Genomic DNA, 17,215 nt, shown 5'->3' with positions numbered 1-17,215 from the left:
ATCATGGAACGCGAGTGGGAGCTCAGGGCCTCGTGTCGCTTCGCGGACCCGGACATTTTCTTCCCTCCGGCGCCCGCCAGCGAGGCCCAGGCCATCTGCGCCATCTGCCCCGTGAAGAGCGAGTGCCTGGACGCCACCCTCGACCGCGAGGCGGGGTTGGGAAGGACCGGCCGTGAGGGCATCTTCGCCGGACTCACCGGGGCACAGCGGTGGGAGCTGGAGAAGAAGCAGCCGGCCGCCAGCGTGGCCAAGCCGAAGGCGAAGAAGTCGAGCACCCGGCGGTGGAATCTGGCGCCGTGCGGGACCCGGGCCGCGTACCAGCGCCACGTCCGCAACGGGGAGCCCATCGACGACGCCTGCCGGGGTGCGAACACCGAGGGCAAGACCCAGTACCAGCTCACCGGGTCCACCCAGGTCCTCGCCGCCCTGTAGCCCCGGTGGTCCGGCGGATGACATCGGCCGCCGGGCCACCGGCCATCACCACCTAGGAGATACGCACGTGGGCAGCCGCCTGTACGTCGAGGTGCTCGACTACGCACCGACGACGCTAACGCACCGCGAGAAGCTCGCGCTCTCGGTGCTGGCGGACGACGCCCGCGACTCGACGAGGGTCACCTGGTCCTCCGTCGAGTCGGAGAAGATCCTCCGCCGTGCGCAGGTGTCACGCCCTCAGATGTACGAGGTCCTCAAGGCCCTCATGAAGAAGAGCGTCCTGGAGAAGGTCTCGGCCGGCCAGAAGAACGGCACGGCGAAGTACCGGATCCTCCCCCTTCAGAGTCCGCAAATCCCGGACACTGACGAACCCCCTCAGGATCCGGATTCTCCGGACACTGACGACGATCAGAGTCCGGGAACTCCGGACCCTGGACCCGAACTTGAGGGTCCGGAAAACCCGGACACTGAGCCCCCTCAGCATCCGGAAAACCCAGACACTGACCCAGAAACCCAGTGTCCGGAAAACCCGGACGCTGACGAGTCTCAGTGTCCGGAAACGCCGGACGTCAGTGTCCGGGAATCCCGGACGCCTACTCACTCTCCTCTCTCTACAAGACCTCTCTCTTGTGGTGACGAACCGTCGTCGGCCGACGGCCACAACGACACACCAGACGAGGTTCTCGACGGAGAGGTCCTCGACGACGCTGAGGCCGACGCTCCGGAAGCTCTCGTCACCGCGCAGACGATCGTCAGCGAGTGGCTCGACCGCTGCACCCTCCGCCCGCCCAAGCGCGTGATCGGCCAGCTGTCCAAGGAAATCCGCGTCCTCCTCGACGAGGACGGCATCCACCCCGACTGGATCCGCCGCGGCATCGCCCGCTGGATGCAGAAGGACCTCCACCCCTCGACGCTCGCCAGCGTCGTCAACGGGGCCATGAACAGCGCCGCGGGCCCCCAGACCGGCCCCGGCCTCGACCCCACCACCGGCGATGACCTCTTCGACCGCGCTATGGCCCGCGCCCGGGCCCGCGACGAAGCAGCCGCCGCAGCCGCCGAAGGAGCCACCCGATGAACCACCAGGAGGCCACGGCCCTCTGCGCCTACGTCCGCCAGCTGTGCCCCCAGCAGCGGATCAACGAGTTCACCCCCGACGTCTGGGGCGACGTCCTCGGCCCGTACGACGCGACCGAAGCCCGCGCGGCCGTCGTCGCCGTCGCCTCTCGCCAGCCCTTCGTCGCCCCGGCCGAGATCATCGCCGAGATCAAGGCCCGCCGTGCCGAGCGCATCGAGCTCGCGAACATCGTCGTCGACGGCGACCCGTCCCACACTGGCGCCGAGTCCGCTGCCGCCCTCCGCGAGATCCTCCGAGCCGCTGGAAACGGCCTCACAGGCCCCAACAGCATCGGAAGGTCGCTGGGGACCGCCGAGCGCCTCGCACTGCCCCCAGGCGATGATCACGGCCCCTACGCAGGGCGTGCAGCCGCCGCCCGCGCTGGCATCGGCAAAATGCCCACCGGCCGCGACACCACTCACGACCCCCGCGGCCGCGCCTGCCGACGCTGCGGAGCCGCCGCCGGAAGCAGCTGTACCGCCGGGAAACGCCGCCTCAAAGACCCCCACCCCATCCGGCTCCAGGACACGCAGCGCGCGGCCGCCGGCCTCCCGCTGCTCGACCCCGACGCCGAGCAGGACCGCATCAAGGCCGCGGCCGCCGCCGCACTCGCCCTCCGCGACGAGGACCAGGAGCCGGAGGTCGAGGCGTCATGACGGGCCCGATCCCGCGTCAGCGCAAGCCGTACCGCTTCGCATCCATGGCCGTGAAGTGCACCTGGTGCAAGGCCCCGGCCGGAGAACTGTGCAGGAACCAGCGCGCCACGAAGGACCGGCGCCAGAGCACCCACGAAGGCCGCGACACCGAATACGACCGGGTCATGTCAACCCGGTGCCCCGAGCGCATCTGCCAAGCACCCGCCGGCCAGCCCTGCACCATCACCCCCGACATCCACCAGGCCCGCACCACCGCGGTCCCCACCCCCACCACCACGCCATGAAACGAACCCTCCCGTGCCGCGACTGCCGCCGCCCCATCCTCTGGACTATCACCGAGGCCGGACGGCGCCTCGCGGTCGACCCCGACCCGGACCCCGCGGGCAACGCAGCGTGCTGGCGCGACGGAACCGGCGCCTGGCGCTCCCGCCGCCCCAGCGCGGACCTCCCGCTCTGCGGCTGGGAGCGACTCCACATGCCGCACATCGCTACCTGCCCCGACCGCATCGAGCAGCTCGCCCTCCCCATCGGAGTCGCCAGCCTCGACGCCCGCCGCCGAAAGAAGCGCCCATGAAGTGCCGCTACTGCCCGCGGCCACTCCGCACGAAGGTCTCCCGAGACCGCGGCTACGGCCTGATCTGCGGGCAGAAACTCGGCCTCATCCCGAAGCCGACACCCCGTCACAGGCCAGCGCTGACGCCCATCAAGCCCGTCATGACGGGCCGCGTCCACCCCGACCAGATCACCATCCCCATCCAGCCCCAACTCCCGGAGGACCCGCATCAATGAACGGCCCCGAGCACTACCGCGCAGCCGAACGCCTGCTGTCCCAGGCCTCGCACGAGGACATCGCGGGCAACCCCGTCTCGCGCCACGGAATGCCCATCCGTCACGAGACCCACGCCGGACTCATCGCCCGCGCCGACGTTCACGCCAGGCTCGCCCAGGTCGCCGCTCAGGTCCTCGCCCAGCCCCTGGCCGGCGACCCCGACAGCCGCGGATACGACGGCGAGGACTGGGGCGAGTGGATGGAGGCCATCCACTCCACCGTCAAGCCCACCACCACTGAGGAGAACTGACCTTGCTGCCCACCCTGACCGGCGTCGGCCGCCTCACCGCCGACCCCGAACTCCGCTTCACCCAGGCCGGAAAAGCCGTCGCCTCCATCCCCCTCGCCTTCAACAGCCGCCGCCTCAACAAGCAGACGAACCAGTGGGAAGACGGAGACGTCTTCTACATCCGCGGCTCCGTCTGGGAACGCCTCGCCGAGAACGCTACCGAGACCCTTGCCAAGGGCATGGAGGTCATCGTCACCGGCGAGATCCGCACCGAATCCTGGGAGAAGGACGGCCAGAAGCACGAGCGGCCGGCCCTCCTCATCCGCTCCATCGCGCCGAACCTCGCCTTCGCCATCGCCCAGGTGTTCAAGGACGCCGCCAGCCAGCAGAACGGCCAGGGCGGCCAGCAACGGCCCCCGCAGAACCAGCAGCGACCCCAGGGGCAGCAGCAGTACCGCCAGGGCCCGCCGCCCCAGGACGACCCGTGGGCCACCGGCCCCACCGAGCCCCCGTTCTGATGGCCGCCCTCCTCAAACTCTCCGGCGGCACCCGAGACGCCTCCGAACTCATCGAAGCCCTCCTCGTCGCCGCCGGAGCCCGCGAAAAAACCGCACCCGAACTCGCCACTCGCTGGCGCCAACTCGCAGACGACATCGGCGACGCACTCGACGCCCTCCCACCACCACGACAGGACACCGAATGAAGATCTACTACGACACCGAATTCATCGACGACGGAACCACCATCGACCTCGTCAGCATCGGCATGGTCCGCGAAGACGGAGCCGAGCTCTACGCCGTCAGCGCCGAGTTCGACGTCTTCAAGCTCCAGGCCAACCCCTGGCTCGTCGACAACGTCTGGTCCTCGCTCCCCACCTACAAGCACCCCGGCACCCTGCGCTGCCACTGCGGCCCCGGCCACCTCGACCTCAACAGCCCCCACGTCCGCACCCGCGCGCAGATCGCCCGCATGGTCGAGGACTTCATCCTCGGACCCGACCACCACACCACCGGCGAACTGCCCTACGTCGAACTCTGGGCGTACTACGCGGCATACGACCACGTCGCCCTCGCGCAACTCTGGGGCCCGATGATGAATCTCCCCGAGGGCATCCCCATGCAGACCGACGACCTGGTGACCCTCGCCAAGCTCGCCGGCCTCTCCCCCAAGGACCTCCCGAAGCAGGCCGAAGGGCAGCACAACGCCCTCGCTGACGCCCGTCACAACCGCGTCATGGCCGACTTCATCACCAACAGCGCCTGATTCAGCCCACCCGAGGACAGGGAGCCCACGCAGGTACCCGCCTCCGGCCAACACCGGAGACACCATGTCCACAACAACAACCCGAACCACCAGGAACCAGGAACCGGAACCGGTTCGTCCCTGGTTCGCGCGCCTGTTCCGCTGCAGGCCCACGGTCGCCGAGCCCGCCCGGGCCAGCCTGACGGCCGTGGCCGTAGACCCCGCCGACGCCATGGTTGCCGCGTTCCGCCGGGTCGACGAACGCCGCCTCGCGGCCGACGACCTCCAGCGCTGGAAGAGCTACGCCGACAGCCTGGCCCGTGAGGCCGAGGACCGTACGAAGGAGCGGGACGGCGCGTACCGGGAACGTGCGCAGCTCCTCGCCTGGATCACCGCGCTGCACCCCTCGTCCTCCGTGATCGCGCCCTCGCCGGATGTGGACGAGGACGGCTGGCAGCTGCTGTACCTCGTGGCCGGCGGATGGCAGATGTCCTGGCACATCCACCCGCGCGACGCCGATCTGTTCCGGCACGTGACGGTGGTCGACGTGACCGATCCTCGGGCGCAGTGGGATGGGCACGGGACGGTCGAGAAGTACGAGCGGATCCACAACCTCGTGCGGCTCCTGGCGCTCGACGACCTGAGCCGTCCTGACGGGTCGCTGACGGCCGTCATGACGGGGCCGGAGGCGCAGCGATGACGCAGCCCACCGACCCGCGCGCCCTCGCCCTGGCCAAGGCGCGCCAGCAGATCGGCCACGCGGCCTACGGCTCCACCGCCCACTGGAGCAGCCTCGCGGCGGACGAGCAACAGCTCTTCCTCAACGAGGCCACCGCCTGGCTGGCCGCCGCGATCGCCGCCGGCGTTGCCCCGCCCGCCGAGAGGCCGACCGACGAGCACAACGCAATCTGGCTCGACGACGAGGGCTTCCTCTACGGCGAGTACCAGACCGCCCCGTCTTCGCACGGTGACATGCTCCTCCGCCTCCTCTGGGCGCCCGAAGAGCGTTTCTCGAAGCGGGAGATGGAAGGCGAAGGCGCGGAGCTCCGCCTCCTCGGCTGGAGCAAGTAGCCCACCCCGCCAGCCGCCCCCGTTCGAGGCGGGGGCGGCCCCGGTCACCATCCCACTCCACCACCAGGAGCAGCACCTCATGACCCTGCCCATCGCCTTCATCGACTGCGAGACCACCCACCTGTCCGCCGAGATCGGCGAAGCCTGGGAAGTCGGCGTCATCCTCCGCGAGCAGGACGGCGAGCAGACCACCGACACCGCGTACCTCTGGCAGTTCTCCGTCGACTTGGAGGCTGCGGACCCCGAGGCCCTGCGCGTCGGCCGCTTCGAGGAGCGCCGCCTGCTGCCCGTCGGCACCACTCAGGCCGCGTTCACCGGTTCCGTCCCGCCTGTCTTGATGAGCCGGGCCGAGGCTGTCACCGCCATCGCGCAGGTTCTATGCGGCGCCGTCCTCGTCGGCAGCAATCCCGGCTTCGACGAGCGGTTCCTCCGCAAGCTCCTCGGTCCCGGCAGCGCCCAGTGGCACTACCGGCCGTACGACATCGTCCTGCTCGCCGCCGCGAAGATCGGCGCCCAGGCTGCGGGCCCGCTCCCGTGGTCGTCGCGCATCCTGTCCCGGGCCGTGGGCGTCGAGCCGCCGGCTGACGACGTCGCGCACACCGCGCTCGGCGACGCCAGGTGGGCGCGCGACGTGTACGACGCCGTCATGACGCGGGAAAAGTTCCCGCTGTCGTGGGAAGGCCGCGCGCAGCACGCTCTCGGGCTGTACACCTCGACCGCCGTCGAGCTGGAGGACGCACGCCGCAGCAACGCCGAACTCGCGCACGACGCCGAGCGATACAAGGAGGACCACCTCAGCGCCTGTCGCACGATCGCCGAGATGCACGAGGCGGCCACGGGGCGGGCTGGCCTCGGGCCGATCCGAGGCGTCGTCGAGGACGTCGCCGACGTACGCGCCGCGGCCGAGCGAGCCCGAGAGATCGCCCGCCGCCTCGCCGCGCACGCCATCGGCTTTCAGGACGTACTCGACGACTCCGACCGCGGCCCGTGGGCCAGGACCGTTGGAGCCGACATCATCGCGCTCTGCAACGCCTTCGACATCCCGTCACGCCCCGTCATGACGAGCGACATCACGGCATACCGCTTCGAAGACGCCGAGGGCGACTACCTCCACATCGGCATCCCCCAGGAACCGGCAGGCGGGGAACCGGCGGTCAGCTTCTGCACCAGCTCCGAGCCCGTGCACGTCCCGGTCGACGAGATCGAGGGCCTGATCGCCGCTGTGCAACGCCTCGCCACCTCGACAACCGCGGGCACGCCGCAACAGCCCGCCATCGTCAGCGATCACCATTACGGCCGCGCCTGGGTCGGCCACGAGATCGAGGACGCCTGCCCCTGCACGAAGGCCCCGTGCGGCCTCGTCTCCCAGTCCGTCCCCGAGTGCGCCCAGCACCGTGCGGACAAGAGCACTCGGCAGTCGCACCCGGCGGACGCCTGCCCGGGCCCGGACGCCCTCGACGACCAGGACGAGGAGGAGGAGGTCGAGGAGACAGGCGACGCGGACGGCGACGTCTTCGAGCTGATCTCCGAGATCGCCGGACGCCTCACCGACGCGACCGACGAAGGCGAATACCAGGCCGTCGGCCTCATCGGCGACCTGGCGAACGGGCGCAAGACCATCGCCGAGGCCCGCGAAGAGCTCGCCGAGATCACCTTCCGCCACGTCTGACCGCGGTCCGGCCGCCCGCAGGCAGCGCGGGCGGCCGGCCCCAACCCTCCCACCACCCAGGAGCCCTTGATGTCCGGCCCTCCCTGCGGCAACAACCCGCACCACCAGATGACCCCGGACGACGCCCAAGTGGTCGCCGAGTTCCGCGACTTCTTGACCGCCCGCGCCGAGGAGAAGACGACCGTGTCCGAGCTGGACAACACCCGAGCCGCACTGAAGCACTTCGTGATCCTCCCCGGCTTCACCGACGCCCTGGAGCGCTTCGAGGCCGCGGTGCGCGCCAACGAGCGCGCGGGCACGGAGGTCCGACGCCTCGGCGCGCCCGACGCTGTGCCCGACCCCATGACCGACCGGCGCGCCGCGCAGCTCCTGGCCCCGCTGGAGGCCAAGGCCCGAGCCATCCGCGAGCAGCTGGACGCCAAGCACCGCGCCGAGGTGCTACGCGAGGCCGCCGACAAGATTGAGGCCCGGCAGGATCGTCTCGACGCCGAGGAGCGCGCCGAGTTCGGCCACCTCGACCACGAGACCGTCCTCCAAGGCACAGCTGTCCGCGACATGGCGACGCACCTTCGCGAGCAGGCCGACGCTGTCGCACCTGCTCCGCCGTACCCGCTGAACACCGCGTGGACGATCCAGACCCACCGCCGCGGCAGCTGGCACCGCTGGCTCGGCGACCGCTTCGAACTGGCCGAAGCCCTTGAGGACTTCCAGCACCAGGTCGACACCAGCGGCCACAAGTGGGCGTACCGGCTCGTACGCTCCGACACCACGTTCACCGTCGAGGCCGAGCACGTCCCGCCGAAGGAGACGCCCGAGCCCGTCAGCGCCCCGTCATGACGGGCGTCGCAGCGTACCTGGGCTGCGTCATCGCCCTGTCCGCGCTGCTCTGCGGCCACCAGGGCCAGGAGCTCCCGCCCCTCTCTCGCCGCCCGCGCCCGACCTGGGCCCGGAGCCGATCCGGCGCCCGCCGCCACGCCCACCGCACCCGCCAGGAGCCCTCATGAACCCCCTCGGCAACACCGACCTCACGGACGTCGCCCTCGGCGTCGCCGTCGTCGTCGTGATCGAGCTCGGCCTCCTGGCGATGCGCAGGGTCAGAGCGCGCCGAGCGCGCCGGACCCGTCCGTGACCGCGCACCGTCGTACCGCCCGCGCCTGCACTCTGGGCGCGGGCGGGTTCGCGGCCACCGGCCTCTACTGCTCGACGGCCGGCCCTTGGTGCGCGATCCCCGGCCTGTACGCCGCGGCGTTCTTCGCCTGGTGCGCCGCCCGCTACTACACGGCGCACCACCGAGCCATCGCCGAAGCCGCCTGGGCGCGGGCGCGCGTACTCGGAGAGCGTCCTGAGCCGTTGAACCCGTGCTGCATGCTCGCCCGCCACAGCGACGGCACCCGACACGACAGCCGGTCGTGCACGGATGAGTTCCACCGCATCGTCGCCGCCCACCTCGACACCGACCACCACCCACGGAGCAGCGCATGAGCCACCCCAACCCGCGCCGAGCTGGCGACGACCGCGTCCGGAGGCACATCAGGGCCCTCCTTGAGGAGACGAAGCGCCAGGCCGCCGACGGACCGCTGCATGTCCAGGCGTTCCTCTCCGGCATGCTCTCCGGCCTCGCCGCCTCGGTGGAGATCCTCGACGGCGGAACCGCTGAGGGCTCGCTGGAGAAGATGGGCCAGCGCCTGGCGGCTGCGATCGGCCAGGCGTACCTCGACGGCAAGCTCCCCGAGCAGCCGTCGGACCTGGTCCCTGGTCTCGAACCGGAGGAGGAGAGCAGCCTCAACACCGTGGGCGCCGAGCTGGAGCAGGCGCAGGCCGCCATCGCTCGCGTACGCCGCCTCAGCGAGGCGACCATCAAGCACTCGGTGCGGGCCGGCGCTCGGCAGCAGGCGCTCGACACCCTCGCCGCCCTCGACAGCGCGACCAGCGCGGCTGACGCGATGCAGGCCGCCGGATCCCCCGTCATGACGGGCTTCACCACAGGCATCGGGTGGAAGGCGACGGACCACGTCGGCCACGGCAGCCCCTGCGAGGAGACCGCCAGCGGATCCTGCGCCCGGCCCGACATGTCAGCGCTGCGCGGGCAACTCGGTGCCGCCATCACCTCGGCTCCAAGCCAGGAGCTCCGCCAAGACGGGACCGGGCCTCTGCGCATCACTGCCTACGTCCCTGACCTCGTCAGTGCGGTCCTGGCCGTAATCAAGCCCCACGCCCGGACCTACGCAGGCCTCGCCCGCAGCGCCGACGCTGACGTGCAGCGCGTCATCGACCTGTACGAGCGCTGGGTGAAGGCCGGCCCACCGCCGCTCGGCACGAGCATGGCCCGCTGGTGGGACACACGCCTGCTCGAACTCTGCGCTGTCATCAACGGCGCCGGCCCGGAAAACCCGTCATGACGGGCCGTCTGCACGTCTTCCTCGACGGCGAGTGGCAGGAGATCGAGGGCGTCGTCTCCGTCGAGCTCGACGAGGAGATGCCGGACGAGGCGTACTGGCGCCGTCACGACGCCCTCGACGCGCTGGCCTTCTCGATGCCGCAGCTCTCGGGGACCTTCGAGACGACCGTGATCACGGTGTGCACCGATCGGTACGACGAGGCCTTCGACCGCGTGCGGAGAGCGATGCAGGGACTCTCCGAACCGCGGCCGCGCGTCATCGACCAGGACGGCAACCCCGTCCGCCCGGCCTGGCAGTCCCCGTACGGACCGCCCCGAAGGAGGAGCTGACCATCGCCGAGCAGAAGACCGTCGACGCACTCCTCGACGTCTACGCCGCCCGAGGCCAAGCCCTCGACCGCGTACGAGCCGTCCTCGACGACCCGTCCGCCCTCGACTGGCGACAGCGCATCCGCACGGCTCTCGCAGGCCCGCCGTGCAGCGCAGGCAGCAGCACGCCCAACGCGAGCGGCGCCGAACGCTGCGCCCTGCTCGCCGGACACGAAGGCCGTCATGCGGACGGCACTCTCACCTGGCCCAACGACGGACCGCACAGCAGCCGCTGAGCAGCACGAAGGGGCGCGCCGCCAACCTCCCCAGGCGAGGCGCGCCCCCGGCAGTGATCACCGTACTCACACGCCACAGGAGTCGCGATGACCGCCGCCACCCATCTCCAAACCGTGATCAATCACTGGACCGATCTCCAGCAGGCTCTCGGCACCACGCAGGCCGACACCTGGCCCCCCGTTATGGGCATCGCCCGCCTCGCCGACCACCTCAAGGCCGACGACGAGCGCCAGGAGCAGCGCGCCCTTGAGCGCTCCCCCGACCAGATCGGCGCCACCGCCGCACCTCTGCGCGTGCAGATCCTCGACACGATGCGCGCGCTCGACGAGCAGCTGGTCGACGCCGCCGACATCATCGCCGACCACGTCCAGCGACCGGCCACATCCGGCAAGGTGCGGGTGGCCGGCCCCGGAGACGACGTCGCCCTCGCCCTGCGAACACTGATCCTCAAGGACGAAGCGGACGCCCGCCGCTGGTCGTTCACGGACCCCCGCCGACGTACGGCGCCCTTCGCCGCGGCCTGGCTCCTGGCCCGTCATGACGGGGCTCCCGGGCCCTTCGCCAAGCTCACCCCGCTCCACCAGGACGCCATCGCCACTGCCGCCCGGCACGCGGCCTCACAGGTCGAGCACGCCCTGGAAATGACCCGCAAGACGCAGGTCCTCGACCGGCCCTGCCCGCACTGCCGCGGAGTACTGCGCATCGAGGGCGGCGACGGCCAGGACCCCGCCGTCAAGTGCCGCGGCTGCGGACGCACCTGGACCGGCTACACCACCGTCGCCTGAAGACTTCCCCGCCCGGATCACCCTTCACCCGTCTTGACGACTCACGTACAACGACGCGCCCCCTCGACCCCGAAGGTCGAGGGGGCGCTCTGCGTTCGCGACATGGCTAGGAAGCCTGAACTCAGCTCAGGAGCTCATTCCAATTCGCCCAAGTTCGCCAAATTCCAGGTATCCCGGTGTTCCTTCGGTGCACCTGTCTCCGTCTTCCAGTGCACCCAGGTTTCGATCGAATGATTGCTGTATCGCATCTGGTTGGTGAAAGAGACCTGCCCGAAAGGGTGAGCTCGGGCAGCACGCTGATCCGCAGCATATTCGACCCTCTCATTCATCAGATTCTGCTGCGCTCGCGGGAATTGCAGGAGAAAGCGTTCGGGAGCCTGCACCCGGTCCCGCTCCACCTTGGCCTCTTCGTCATCGACCGTGACGACGGCGACAACGTCGAGCGCCACACTAGAACCGCGACACGTCAGCTCATACTGACCCGGCGCGATCCATTCGCCTTCCCACTGGATGGCATGGCTTTCCGTGCTCCGAGCTTCCTGCCTATTGGCAAGATCGTTTGCGTGACGCGCAAAAGCGTTCGCGGTCTCAGCAATGCCATTCGCCTCACGAGCCACACCATTAGATTCTCGGGCGATGTTGTTGGACTCGTCACTCTTACTGTTCGCCTCCCGAGCAAGCCTGTTGGCTTCGCTCGATTTGGACAGGCCGAAAATGCTGGTCACGAAAGCGGCAACACCCGCGACGCCCCCGACCCAGCCTGCGCCGTCTCCCAGTTCCACAACTACCCCTTCACCCCGTCGCCCGGCTTCCGCTCCTCCGCCGGCGGCCGGTCTTTCCCCGAGCCCTTGTAGCCACGCAGTAGGTCCTGCACCGTGCTCGGCTTCACCCCGAGACGCGCAGCGATCCCCCGCACCGACTCCCCCTCCTCAGCCTGCAACTGCTGAGCCAGCTCGGCGCGCTCGGCATTCCACTTCGCACTCCGCTCCCTGGTCGCCGCCGTGATCTGAGCCTGAGCACGCGACCGCGCCTCCGGATCGGCGATGCGCTCCACATCGTCAAGGGCGTCGAACACTCGCTGCACCTCCTCGTCATCTGCCAATGCCCGCGCCTTCCTGGTCCTGGCGGGCGAATCCCTCAATGCCTGTATGGTCACCGCACACTTTGGGGTATGGTCACCATACAGCCCGAGGTGAACGCCCGCGCTGCATGCACAAAACCCCGGCCCGGAGTTGCCGCTCCATATGGGCCGGGGGGCCAAATCCCCTGAGCGACCAGGAGAAACGACCGTGACACACGGTACAGATCAGCCGGGCCAGCAGCCCAGCCCCGAGCAGGCCCTCGCCGCCATCGTCGCCGCGACCGCCCTCATCCTCGCCCCCATCACCCTCCCCACCCCGCCCGCGCCCCGGCACACCCCCACCCCGCTGCCCATGCCCCAGCGCCTCGCCCACAACTACGACAACCACGGCTCCTACTGGGGGTACGAGACCGTCGCACAAGCCGAGGCCGGCATCACCCAGGAGCGGGCCAACGGCACCGCGGTCGACGAGTGGGGCGCCGCCGACCGCGACGGCCAGCTGCTGCGCATCGTCCGCATGGCGGACCCGGACTTCCTCGACACGATCTGCGTCATCCCCGTGAGCGCCCCGGCGGTGGCGGCATGAGCCAGCAGCCCAGCCCCGAGACGATCCCCGAGCCCATCCGCAACCTCCTCGCGGCCATCAGCGAGACCCTCACCCTCCCCACCCCGGCCATCACGGTCGAGGACCTCAGCAAGTACGAGGCCGCCGTCGACGAGCGGACGCACCTCATCCAGCTGGCGATCCGCGACGTCCTCGCCGACGACACCCGCGGGCCGCAGTGGGAAGCCGACTACCTGCGCCACGCCGCCAAGCCGGTCCGGTACCGGACCCCCGACCAGTGGCTTGCCGACCTGAAGCAGGACGCCGCCGACGGCACCGGCGATCAGGACGGGCCGGTGGCGACCGCATGAACGAGCAGCCTCGCCGTCCGATGAGCCGCCGCACCAAGGTGATCTGGTACGGCATCTGCCTCGCCGTCACGGGCCTGGGCCTGCTGCTCGTCGTCCTCGACGCCGCTGGCCGCTGCTGATGGCCCGCCGCGACAAGATGACCCGCGCCTACCCCGCCGCCGGAGTATCCGTCAGCGGATGGGCCGGCCGCTTCCACGCCCACAAGACCGTCGGAGCCCGTGAAGCCGACCAGGAGGGCCGGGACTGGGAGGACCGCGACCGCGCGGCCGAGAAGCGCGGCGGCTTCCGCATCACCCGCTGGGGGCGCTGACCCATGGAGCGCCTCCTCTACGCCCTCGCGATCTTCCTCAGCATCGCGGCCCTGATCTTCGCGATCAGCCACGCCTGACCCGAGACCGGGCCGCCCCCGCAATCCCCCGAGCGGGAGCGGCCCTCTCCCTCCACCAGGAGAACCCTTGAAGACCCCACCCACCGGCACCGGCCGCCGCCTCGGCGCCAGCGTCGGGACCGCCTGGTTCATCGTCCTCACGATGATGCTCGTCGCCGCCGCCTGGTCCATCAGCTCCAAGCTCATGGGCTGGGGCATGCGCGAAGAGCCCGCCTACGCCCTCAGCTTGATGTTCGACCTCGCCGGTCTGCTCTGCGCGCAGTACGCCAAGCGCGCGATCGAGCGCGGCACCCCCGCCGGCCTCCCGAGGATCGCCGTCCTCGCCTTCGTCGGCGTCTCCGGCGTCCTCAACTGGTCGCACGGTCGCGAGGTCGGCGGCCTCGTCGGCGGTATCGGCCTCGCGTCGATCTCCTTCGCGGTCGAGCTGCTCTTCGAGCTGCACCGCCGCGACGTTCGGGACGAGCAGCGCGTCGCCCGCGGCCTCATCGCCGAGCGGATGCCGCACATCCCGGTCTTGGCCTGGGTGATGTTCCCCCGGAAGTCGTGGACGACGCTGCGAGCGGCAGTCAAGGTCCGCCTCGACACCCTCGACTCCGTCACCGCACCTGTGACGGCCGTGACCAGCATTGACAGGGTCGATGACGCCCCCGTCATGACGCCCGTGACGGCCCCGCTGGAGGCTCCGGTCGCTGCGCCGGCGCTGCCTGCGGCTCCCGTGCCGACGCCGCCCCCTCCGCCGCCCGCGCGTAGGAGCGTTCCGCGGCCGCCCGTGGTACCGACGGGCGCGCGGCTCCTGCCGGTCGTGTGCCGCCGATCCATCCCGACCCCCGCGGCCTCACCCGCGCAGGCTCCCGCGCCGATCCAATACAGCGACGACCGCTGCACCGTCATCCGCGGCCTCTACAACACCACCCCGCCCACGCGCCCGGGCACCGGCGCCATGCGTACGGCGATCGTCGCCGCAGGCCTCAGCGATGCGTCCGACGGCTACATCCGAGGCACCCTGCGCGACGAGGTCGAGCGGTACGAGCCGCACCTCAAGGCCCTGCCGCGCGCGCCGTTCGCCATGGGCGCCTAGGCCGTGCCCGTGACCGTGATCTTCGGTGCGTTCTGTGCAGCGAGCGCTGCCAGCGCCCTCGCCACCCTGGCCCGAGTGGCCCCCCGCGCCGTCCTCCCGGTCACGGGCACCGGCGCCTTCATCCTCGCCCTCGCCGCCACCATCGCGGCTCTCCTCCACTGAGGACCAGCAATGGCACTGCCGCCACTCGACATCCCCGCCTACGGCATCGTCTCCCTCGGAGGCGTCGCCACCGGACTCTCTCTGTTCGCCTGGGACTTCACCCGCTGGTGGACGGACCACAAGAAACGGTTCAACCTCAAGGCCCTCCGCGATCTCGCCCCGCAGGTCCTCTGCCTCTCGTACGGCGCACTCCTCATCCTCTGCGTCGGCGGGATCATCGGCAGCGCCGCCGACTGGTCCCTGTGGGGCAGCAACACCGTTGGCGACGTCGTGCTCGTCTACGGCTTCGGAGCGACCACCCCGGCCGTGACGCGGGCCAGCCACCTCGCCCTCACTCCGGGCGGGCACGTGGCCGTCATCGTCATCACGGTCGTCATCGTCGCCGTGTGCAGCCGCCGAGGCTTCCGCTGGGACTTCGTCCGGCAGATCTTCGCCGGGCTTAGCCTCGGCCTGGCGAAGAGCATCGCTGGCTTCATCGGCATGGCCGTCGCGCCCACTGTGTCACTGGCCGGCGACTACGTAGTGGGGCTGCTGTGAAGGCCCGCAAGTCGGACGCTGAGCCCTCCGAGCCGACGGAATCCACTGAGCCCACCGAAGCCGATGAAGAGACGGAGGACGACGAGGGAAGCGGGCGCGGCCCTCTCATCGTGTTGTCCGCGGTCATCGTAGTGGGCGCCTGGCGCCTGGTAGCCGTCTTCCCCGAAGTCGCCTACATCGTCGTCGGAAGCATCGGCACGATCGGCGTTCAGAGGATCTCAGCGTGGCGTACCGCCCGCGCAAAGGGCGAGGAGACCGAGGTGTCGGAGCCGTCGACGCCGGACGTCGGGGAGGCGCTGCGCCGCCTCGTCGGCGACGACAACGGCGTCCTCCTCACGCGGCTCCAGCGGGACTTGAAGGTCGTGAACACGAAGGCAGTGAAGGCACTGCTTGAGGACGAGGGCATCGAGTGGAAAGCAGGCGTCCGCACGGGCAAAGGGAACGGCCCGGGCGTACACAAGAACGCTATCCCGCCGGCCCCCTCTCCTGCCGATGATTCCCATGGGGACGGTTGTTGTTGCAGGTCAGAGGCCAACACCAACACCAACACCCCCTCCCCGGCCCCGAGGGGAGAGAGGTCGCGTGTACGACGCATCCGGTCTGCCCGGGCGATCTACAACCCCAACGACAACATCAACCGCCACACCAAGAGGACGACATGAGTCCCATGCTCACGACCATCGCCCGCGGACTCGCCTACCTCATGCTCGCCGTCGGCGTCCCCGCCGGCACCGCAGTCGCAATCACCCATCACATGCTCGACGGCACGGAGTGGACTACTCCCCAGCCGTCCAAGCCCCGCCCGGCTGCGAAGCCGACACCGACCAAGGCCGCGCCGTCGCCCAGGCCGCGCAGCACGAACGTCCCGTGGGAACTCGGCGACTGCGTCACCGCCCAGCTCCGGATCATCGACTGCACCCCAGGTGCGCAGCGGATCGTCGGCTGGTTCGGCGACCCCGGCAGCCGACCATGCGCGGCCTTACCCGAAACCACCCAGGTCCAACGGGCCGGCAGGTACGCCCTCTGCCTGGCCGACTACTGACCGCACTCCACCCGCCGGACCCGGCCCCTTCGCAGACCCCTCCCGCGACGGGGCCCACGTACGCCATCCTGACCTCATGCCAACCGTGCTCAGGGCCACCGGCGAAGCCAAGGACATGACACTCGACGAGCTCGCCCAGTTCGTCGAAGACGCCCGGAAGGCAGGCGTCCCCGGCGACCGATCCGTCCGCGCCGAGGTCTCGTACAGCGGCAAAATCAAGGAAGCCTTCATCTCGCTCTCTGACGAAGACGATTAGACCCGTCAAGAGGGCGTTGGCGGCTCCGCGGTAGGCACCTCATCCCGCTTCCCGTACCAATCCTTCGACCAGCGAACGCCGCTGTCGTCCGTGAAGTACACCGTGGGCCGGTTGTTATGGACTGTGGCGGAAGACCATCGCTGTGAAGCGAATCGCACTGCCCGCCCCGGGCCGACGAGGTCCACAGGCGCCACCACACGCTCGCCGGGTTCGTAGGTCGGATGGCTGCGCTGGGGGTTCCATTCGTGGACTTCGTGTGCGGTGTAGGCGGTTCCAAAACGAACATCAACCTGGTGCACAGGCGAATCGCTCCTGTTCGCCACGATAACCAGCCAGTGGTCTACCAGTGCTTCACCCTGATCGTTAACGGTGCTTGCAGCCCTCACGTGGCTCACTTCCACTTTTCGCGCCTGAGACCATCTTCGGTCTTCGGCAGCAGCCCGAAGTTCAGCTCGCTCCAGCGCAAGATTCTGCTGCTGCTCGGCCATGAATCGAAGTTGATCACCAATGAACTGCCGCTGCTCACCGATCTGCTGGCGCTGGCTCTTGATCGTCTGAAGAGCGAACCAAGCCGCACCGCCAGCAAACAACGCGCCTACGGCTGTCGGTACATCGCCCCACTGCAACGGCCCCACGTCACACTCCCAACTTCCGTCCCGAATTCACCGAGGCAGACGCGCTCTCATCGACTCACGGTTCCTCTGTTCGGCCCGTCATGACGGCGC

At 69.8% G+C, this 17,215-nt stretch carries 33 protein-coding genes; 30 read left to right on the top strand and 3 right to left on the bottom strand.

Annotated elements, in window-relative coordinates; genetic code table 11:
* Nucleotides 1-3 precede the first annotated feature (3 nt).
* The 20 genes from IE278_RS15225 (at nt 4) to IE278_RS15140 (ending at nt 11,031) form a co-directional block, all read left to right on the top strand.
* Nucleotides 4-432, top strand: a complete 429-nt coding sequence (locus IE278_RS15225; protein WP_189772589.1) for a WhiB family transcriptional regulator — start codon at nt 4-6, stop codon at nt 430-432.
* Nucleotides 433-499: 67 nt separating this feature from the next.
* The gene (locus IE278_RS15220; protein WP_189772587.1) at nt 500-1,507 is read left to right on the top strand and encodes a hypothetical protein; all 1,008 of its coding nucleotides are present in this window, start codon (nt 500-502) and stop codon (nt 1,505-1,507) included.
* Nucleotides 1,504-2,202, top strand: a complete 699-nt coding sequence (locus IE278_RS15215) for a hypothetical protein (protein WP_189772585.1) — start codon at nt 1,504-1,506, stop codon at nt 2,200-2,202. Before IE278_RS15220 ends, IE278_RS15215 begins: the two co-directional genes overlap by 4 nt.
* Nucleotides 2,199-2,486 carry a zinc finger domain-containing protein gene (locus IE278_RS15210; protein ID WP_189772583.1) on the top strand — a complete coding sequence of 96 codons (288 nt, stop codon included), beginning with the start codon at nt 2,199-2,201 and terminating at the stop codon, nt 2,484-2,486. The genes IE278_RS15215 and IE278_RS15210 overlap by 4 nt, the downstream gene beginning before the upstream one ends.
* Nucleotides 2,483-2,776: a hypothetical protein gene (locus tag IE278_RS15205; RefSeq protein WP_189772581.1), complete on the top strand. Its 294-nt coding sequence runs from the start codon at nt 2,483-2,485 to the stop codon at nt 2,774-2,776. The genes IE278_RS15210 and IE278_RS15205 overlap by 4 nt, the downstream gene beginning before the upstream one ends.
* Nucleotides 2,773-2,991: a DUF6011 domain-containing protein gene (locus IE278_RS15200; protein WP_189772579.1), complete on the top strand. Its 219-nt coding sequence runs from the start codon at nt 2,773-2,775 to the stop codon at nt 2,989-2,991. Before IE278_RS15205 ends, IE278_RS15200 begins: the two co-directional genes overlap by 4 nt.
* On the top strand, nt 2,988-3,281 hold the full coding sequence (locus IE278_RS15195; protein ID WP_189772577.1) for a hypothetical protein: 294 nt from the start codon (nt 2,988-2,990) through the stop codon (nt 3,279-3,281). Before IE278_RS15200 ends, IE278_RS15195 begins: the two co-directional genes overlap by 4 nt.
* Nucleotides 3,282-3,283: 2 nt before the next feature.
* Nucleotides 3,284-3,778 (top strand): single-stranded DNA-binding protein, encoded by a 495-nt coding sequence (gene ssb / locus IE278_RS15190; protein ID WP_189772576.1) that lies wholly within the window; start codon nt 3,284-3,286, stop codon nt 3,776-3,778.
* Complete coding sequence (locus tag IE278_RS15185; RefSeq protein WP_189772574.1) at nt 3,778-3,963, top strand: hypothetical protein; 186 nt, start codon at nt 3,778-3,780, stop codon at nt 3,961-3,963. The genes ssb and IE278_RS15185 overlap by 1 nt, the downstream gene beginning before the upstream one ends.
* Entirely contained in the window at nt 3,960-4,523 is a 564-nt protein-coding gene (locus IE278_RS15180) for a 3'-5' exoribonuclease domain-containing protein (protein WP_189772572.1), read from the top strand. Before IE278_RS15185 ends, IE278_RS15180 begins: the two co-directional genes overlap by 4 nt.
* Nucleotides 4,524-4,587: 64 nt before the next feature.
* Nucleotides 4,588-5,202: a WDGH domain-containing protein gene (locus IE278_RS15175; protein WP_189772570.1), complete on the top strand. Its 615-nt coding sequence runs from the start codon at nt 4,588-4,590 to the stop codon at nt 5,200-5,202.
* Nucleotides 5,199-5,573: a hypothetical protein gene (locus tag IE278_RS15170; protein ID WP_189772568.1), complete on the top strand. Its 375-nt coding sequence runs from the start codon at nt 5,199-5,201 to the stop codon at nt 5,571-5,573. The genes IE278_RS15175 and IE278_RS15170 overlap by 4 nt, the downstream gene beginning before the upstream one ends.
* A gap of 79 nt (nt 5,574-5,652) precedes the next feature.
* Nucleotides 5,653-7,242 (top strand): 3'-5' exonuclease family protein, encoded by a 1,590-nt coding sequence (locus IE278_RS15165; RefSeq protein ID WP_189772995.1) that lies wholly within the window; start codon nt 5,653-5,655, stop codon nt 7,240-7,242.
* Between the two features lie 69 nt (nt 7,243-7,311).
* A complete protein-coding gene (locus tag IE278_RS15160; protein WP_189772565.1) occupies nt 7,312-8,079 on the top strand; it encodes a hypothetical protein in 768 nt (255 codons plus the stop codon).
* Nucleotides 8,076-8,246 (top strand): hypothetical protein, encoded by a 171-nt coding sequence (locus tag IE278_RS41805; RefSeq protein ID WP_213089726.1) that lies wholly within the window; start codon nt 8,076-8,078, stop codon nt 8,244-8,246. The genes IE278_RS15160 and IE278_RS41805 overlap by 4 nt, the downstream gene beginning before the upstream one ends.
* On the top strand, nt 8,243-8,371 hold the full coding sequence (locus IE278_RS42950) for a hypothetical protein (protein ID WP_281403179.1): 129 nt from the start codon (nt 8,243-8,245) through the stop codon (nt 8,369-8,371). The genes IE278_RS41805 and IE278_RS42950 overlap by 4 nt, the downstream gene beginning before the upstream one ends.
* The gene (locus IE278_RS15155; protein WP_189772563.1) at nt 8,368-8,724 is read left to right on the top strand and encodes a hypothetical protein; all 357 of its coding nucleotides are present in this window, start codon (nt 8,368-8,370) and stop codon (nt 8,722-8,724) included. The genes IE278_RS42950 and IE278_RS15155 overlap by 4 nt, the downstream gene beginning before the upstream one ends.
* Nucleotides 8,721-9,641 (top strand): hypothetical protein, encoded by a 921-nt coding sequence (locus tag IE278_RS15150; protein WP_189772562.1) that lies wholly within the window; start codon nt 8,721-8,723, stop codon nt 9,639-9,641. Before IE278_RS15155 ends, IE278_RS15150 begins: the two co-directional genes overlap by 4 nt.
* Complete coding sequence (locus IE278_RS15145) at nt 9,638-9,970, top strand: hypothetical protein (protein WP_189772560.1); 333 nt, start codon at nt 9,638-9,640, stop codon at nt 9,968-9,970. Before IE278_RS15150 ends, IE278_RS15145 begins: the two co-directional genes overlap by 4 nt.
* Before the next feature lie 362 nt (nt 9,971-10,332).
* Nucleotides 10,333-11,031: a zinc ribbon domain-containing protein gene (locus IE278_RS15140; protein ID WP_189772558.1), complete on the top strand. Its 699-nt coding sequence runs from the start codon at nt 10,333-10,335 to the stop codon at nt 11,029-11,031.
* A 134-nt stretch (nt 11,032-11,165) separates the two neighbouring features.
* On the opposite strand, the gene IE278_RS15135 is transcribed toward IE278_RS15140, so the two are convergent.
* Both IE278_RS15135 and IE278_RS15130 read right to left on the bottom strand, forming a co-directional pair.
* Nucleotides 11,166-11,813: a hypothetical protein gene (locus tag IE278_RS15135; protein WP_189772556.1), complete on the bottom strand. Its 648-nt coding sequence runs from the start codon at nt 11,811-11,813 to the stop codon at nt 11,166-11,168.
* Between the two features lie 2 nt (nt 11,814-11,815).
* Nucleotides 11,816-12,133, bottom strand: coding sequence for a helix-turn-helix domain-containing protein (locus IE278_RS15130; protein WP_189772555.1), 318 nt, complete (start codon nt 12,131-12,133; stop codon nt 11,816-11,818).
* Between the two features lie 187 nt (nt 12,134-12,320).
* Between IE278_RS15130 and IE278_RS15125 the strand changes: the two genes are divergently transcribed.
* The 10 genes from IE278_RS15125 to IE278_RS15085 all read left to right on the top strand — a co-directional run bounded on the left by IE278_RS15125 (nt 12,321) and on the right by IE278_RS15085 (nt 16,490).
* Nucleotides 12,321-12,698 carry a hypothetical protein gene (locus tag IE278_RS15125; protein WP_189772554.1) on the top strand — a complete coding sequence of 126 codons (378 nt, stop codon included), beginning with the start codon at nt 12,321-12,323 and terminating at the stop codon, nt 12,696-12,698.
* Nucleotides 12,695-13,027 carry a hypothetical protein gene (locus IE278_RS15120; protein WP_189772553.1) on the top strand — a complete coding sequence of 111 codons (333 nt, stop codon included), beginning with the start codon at nt 12,695-12,697 and terminating at the stop codon, nt 13,025-13,027. Before IE278_RS15125 ends, IE278_RS15120 begins: the two co-directional genes overlap by 4 nt.
* Nucleotides 13,024-13,146 (top strand): hypothetical protein, encoded by a 123-nt coding sequence (locus tag IE278_RS42945; protein WP_281403178.1) that lies wholly within the window; start codon nt 13,024-13,026, stop codon nt 13,144-13,146. Before IE278_RS15120 ends, IE278_RS42945 begins: the two co-directional genes overlap by 4 nt.
* Nucleotides 13,146-13,337 carry a hypothetical protein gene (locus IE278_RS15115; RefSeq protein ID WP_189772552.1) on the top strand — a complete coding sequence of 64 codons (192 nt, stop codon included), beginning with the start codon at nt 13,146-13,148 and terminating at the stop codon, nt 13,335-13,337. The genes IE278_RS42945 and IE278_RS15115 overlap by 1 nt, the downstream gene beginning before the upstream one ends.
* Nucleotides 13,338-13,482: 145 nt before the next feature.
* A complete protein-coding gene (locus tag IE278_RS15110) occupies nt 13,483-14,493 on the top strand; it encodes a DUF2637 domain-containing protein (RefSeq protein ID WP_189772551.1) in 1,011 nt (336 codons plus the stop codon).
* Nucleotides 14,494-14,502: 9 nt separating this feature from the next.
* On the top strand, nt 14,503-14,655 hold the full coding sequence (locus IE278_RS15105; RefSeq protein ID WP_189772550.1) for a hypothetical protein: 153 nt from the start codon (nt 14,503-14,505) through the stop codon (nt 14,653-14,655).
* Nucleotides 14,656-14,664: 9 nt separating this feature from the next.
* Nucleotides 14,665-15,192, top strand: a complete 528-nt coding sequence (locus IE278_RS15100) for a hypothetical protein (RefSeq protein WP_189772548.1) — start codon at nt 14,665-14,667, stop codon at nt 15,190-15,192.
* The gene (locus IE278_RS15095) at nt 15,189-15,854 is read left to right on the top strand and encodes a hypothetical protein (protein WP_189772546.1); all 666 of its coding nucleotides are present in this window, start codon (nt 15,189-15,191) and stop codon (nt 15,852-15,854) included. The genes IE278_RS15100 and IE278_RS15095 overlap by 4 nt, the downstream gene beginning before the upstream one ends.
* A complete protein-coding gene (locus IE278_RS15090; protein WP_189772544.1) occupies nt 15,851-16,234 on the top strand; it encodes a hypothetical protein in 384 nt (127 codons plus the stop codon). The genes IE278_RS15095 and IE278_RS15090 overlap by 4 nt, the downstream gene beginning before the upstream one ends.
* Nucleotides 16,235-16,310: 76 nt before the next feature.
* Nucleotides 16,311-16,490 (top strand): hypothetical protein, encoded by a 180-nt coding sequence (locus IE278_RS15085; RefSeq protein WP_189772542.1) that lies wholly within the window; start codon nt 16,311-16,313, stop codon nt 16,488-16,490.
* A gap of 5 nt (nt 16,491-16,495) precedes the next feature.
* On the opposite strand, the gene IE278_RS15080 is transcribed toward IE278_RS15085, so the two are convergent.
* Nucleotides 16,496-17,125 carry a hypothetical protein gene (locus IE278_RS15080; RefSeq protein WP_189772540.1) on the bottom strand — a complete coding sequence of 210 codons (630 nt, stop codon included), beginning with the start codon at nt 17,123-17,125 and terminating at the stop codon, nt 16,496-16,498.
* Between the last annotated feature and the right edge of the window lie 90 nt (nt 17,126-17,215).

It is taken from the genome of Streptomyces tauricus, assembly GCF_014650955.1.
GTDB classification, from domain to species: Bacteria; Actinomycetota; Actinomycetes; order Streptomycetales; family Streptomycetaceae; genus Streptomyces; species Streptomyces tauricus.
The sequence above is the reverse complement of the archived record's forward strand: the minus strand, read 5'-3'. Positions and strand labels throughout refer to the sequence as shown.

Coding starts and splice junctions, on each gene's coding strand:
- IE278_RS15225 (WP_189772589.1), top strand. CDS start 4: ATGGAACGCGAGTGGGAGCTCAGGGCCTCGTGTCGCTTCGCGGACCCG.
- IE278_RS15215 (WP_189772585.1), top strand. CDS start 1,504: ATGAACCACCAGGAGGCCACGGCCCTCTGCGCCTACGTCCGCCAGCTG.
- IE278_RS15210 (WP_189772583.1), top strand. CDS start 2,199: ATGACGGGCCCGATCCCGCGTCAGCGCAAGCCGTACCGCTTCGCATCC.
- IE278_RS15205 (WP_189772581.1), top strand. CDS start 2,483: ATGAAACGAACCCTCCCGTGCCGCGACTGCCGCCGCCCCATCCTCTGG.
- IE278_RS15200 (WP_189772579.1), top strand. CDS start 2,773: ATGAAGTGCCGCTACTGCCCGCGGCCACTCCGCACGAAGGTCTCCCGA.
- IE278_RS15195 (WP_189772577.1), top strand. CDS start 2,988: ATGAACGGCCCCGAGCACTACCGCGCAGCCGAACGCCTGCTGTCCCAG.
- IE278_RS15185 (WP_189772574.1), top strand. CDS start 3,778: ATGGCCGCCCTCCTCAAACTCTCCGGCGGCACCCGAGACGCCTCCGAA.
- IE278_RS15180 (WP_189772572.1), top strand. CDS start 3,960: ATGAAGATCTACTACGACACCGAATTCATCGACGACGGAACCACCATC.
- IE278_RS15175 (WP_189772570.1), top strand. CDS start 4,588: ATGTCCACAACAACAACCCGAACCACCAGGAACCAGGAACCGGAACCG.
- IE278_RS15170 (WP_189772568.1), top strand. CDS start 5,199: ATGACGCAGCCCACCGACCCGCGCGCCCTCGCCCTGGCCAAGGCGCGC.
- IE278_RS15165 (WP_189772995.1), top strand. CDS start 5,653: ATGACCCTGCCCATCGCCTTCATCGACTGCGAGACCACCCACCTGTCC.
- IE278_RS15160 (WP_189772565.1), top strand. CDS start 7,312: ATGTCCGGCCCTCCCTGCGGCAACAACCCGCACCACCAGATGACCCCG.
- IE278_RS41805 (WP_213089726.1), top strand. CDS start 8,076: ATGACGGGCGTCGCAGCGTACCTGGGCTGCGTCATCGCCCTGTCCGCG.
- IE278_RS42950 (WP_281403179.1), top strand. CDS start 8,243: ATGAACCCCCTCGGCAACACCGACCTCACGGACGTCGCCCTCGGCGTC.
- IE278_RS15150 (WP_189772562.1), top strand. CDS start 8,721: ATGAGCCACCCCAACCCGCGCCGAGCTGGCGACGACCGCGTCCGGAGG.
- IE278_RS15145 (WP_189772560.1), top strand. CDS start 9,638: ATGACGGGCCGTCTGCACGTCTTCCTCGACGGCGAGTGGCAGGAGATC.
- IE278_RS15140 (WP_189772558.1), top strand. CDS start 10,333: ATGACCGCCGCCACCCATCTCCAAACCGTGATCAATCACTGGACCGAT.
- IE278_RS15120 (WP_189772553.1), top strand. CDS start 12,695: ATGAGCCAGCAGCCCAGCCCCGAGACGATCCCCGAGCCCATCCGCAAC.
- IE278_RS42945 (WP_281403178.1), top strand. CDS start 13,024: ATGAACGAGCAGCCTCGCCGTCCGATGAGCCGCCGCACCAAGGTGATC.
- IE278_RS15115 (WP_189772552.1), top strand. CDS start 13,146: ATGGCCCGCCGCGACAAGATGACCCGCGCCTACCCCGCCGCCGGAGTA.
- IE278_RS15100 (WP_189772548.1), top strand. CDS start 14,665: ATGGCACTGCCGCCACTCGACATCCCCGCCTACGGCATCGTCTCCCTC.
- IE278_RS15090 (WP_189772544.1), top strand. CDS start 15,851: ATGAGTCCCATGCTCACGACCATCGCCCGCGGACTCGCCTACCTCATG.
- IE278_RS15085 (WP_189772542.1), top strand. CDS start 16,311: ATGCCAACCGTGCTCAGGGCCACCGGCGAAGCCAAGGACATGACACTC.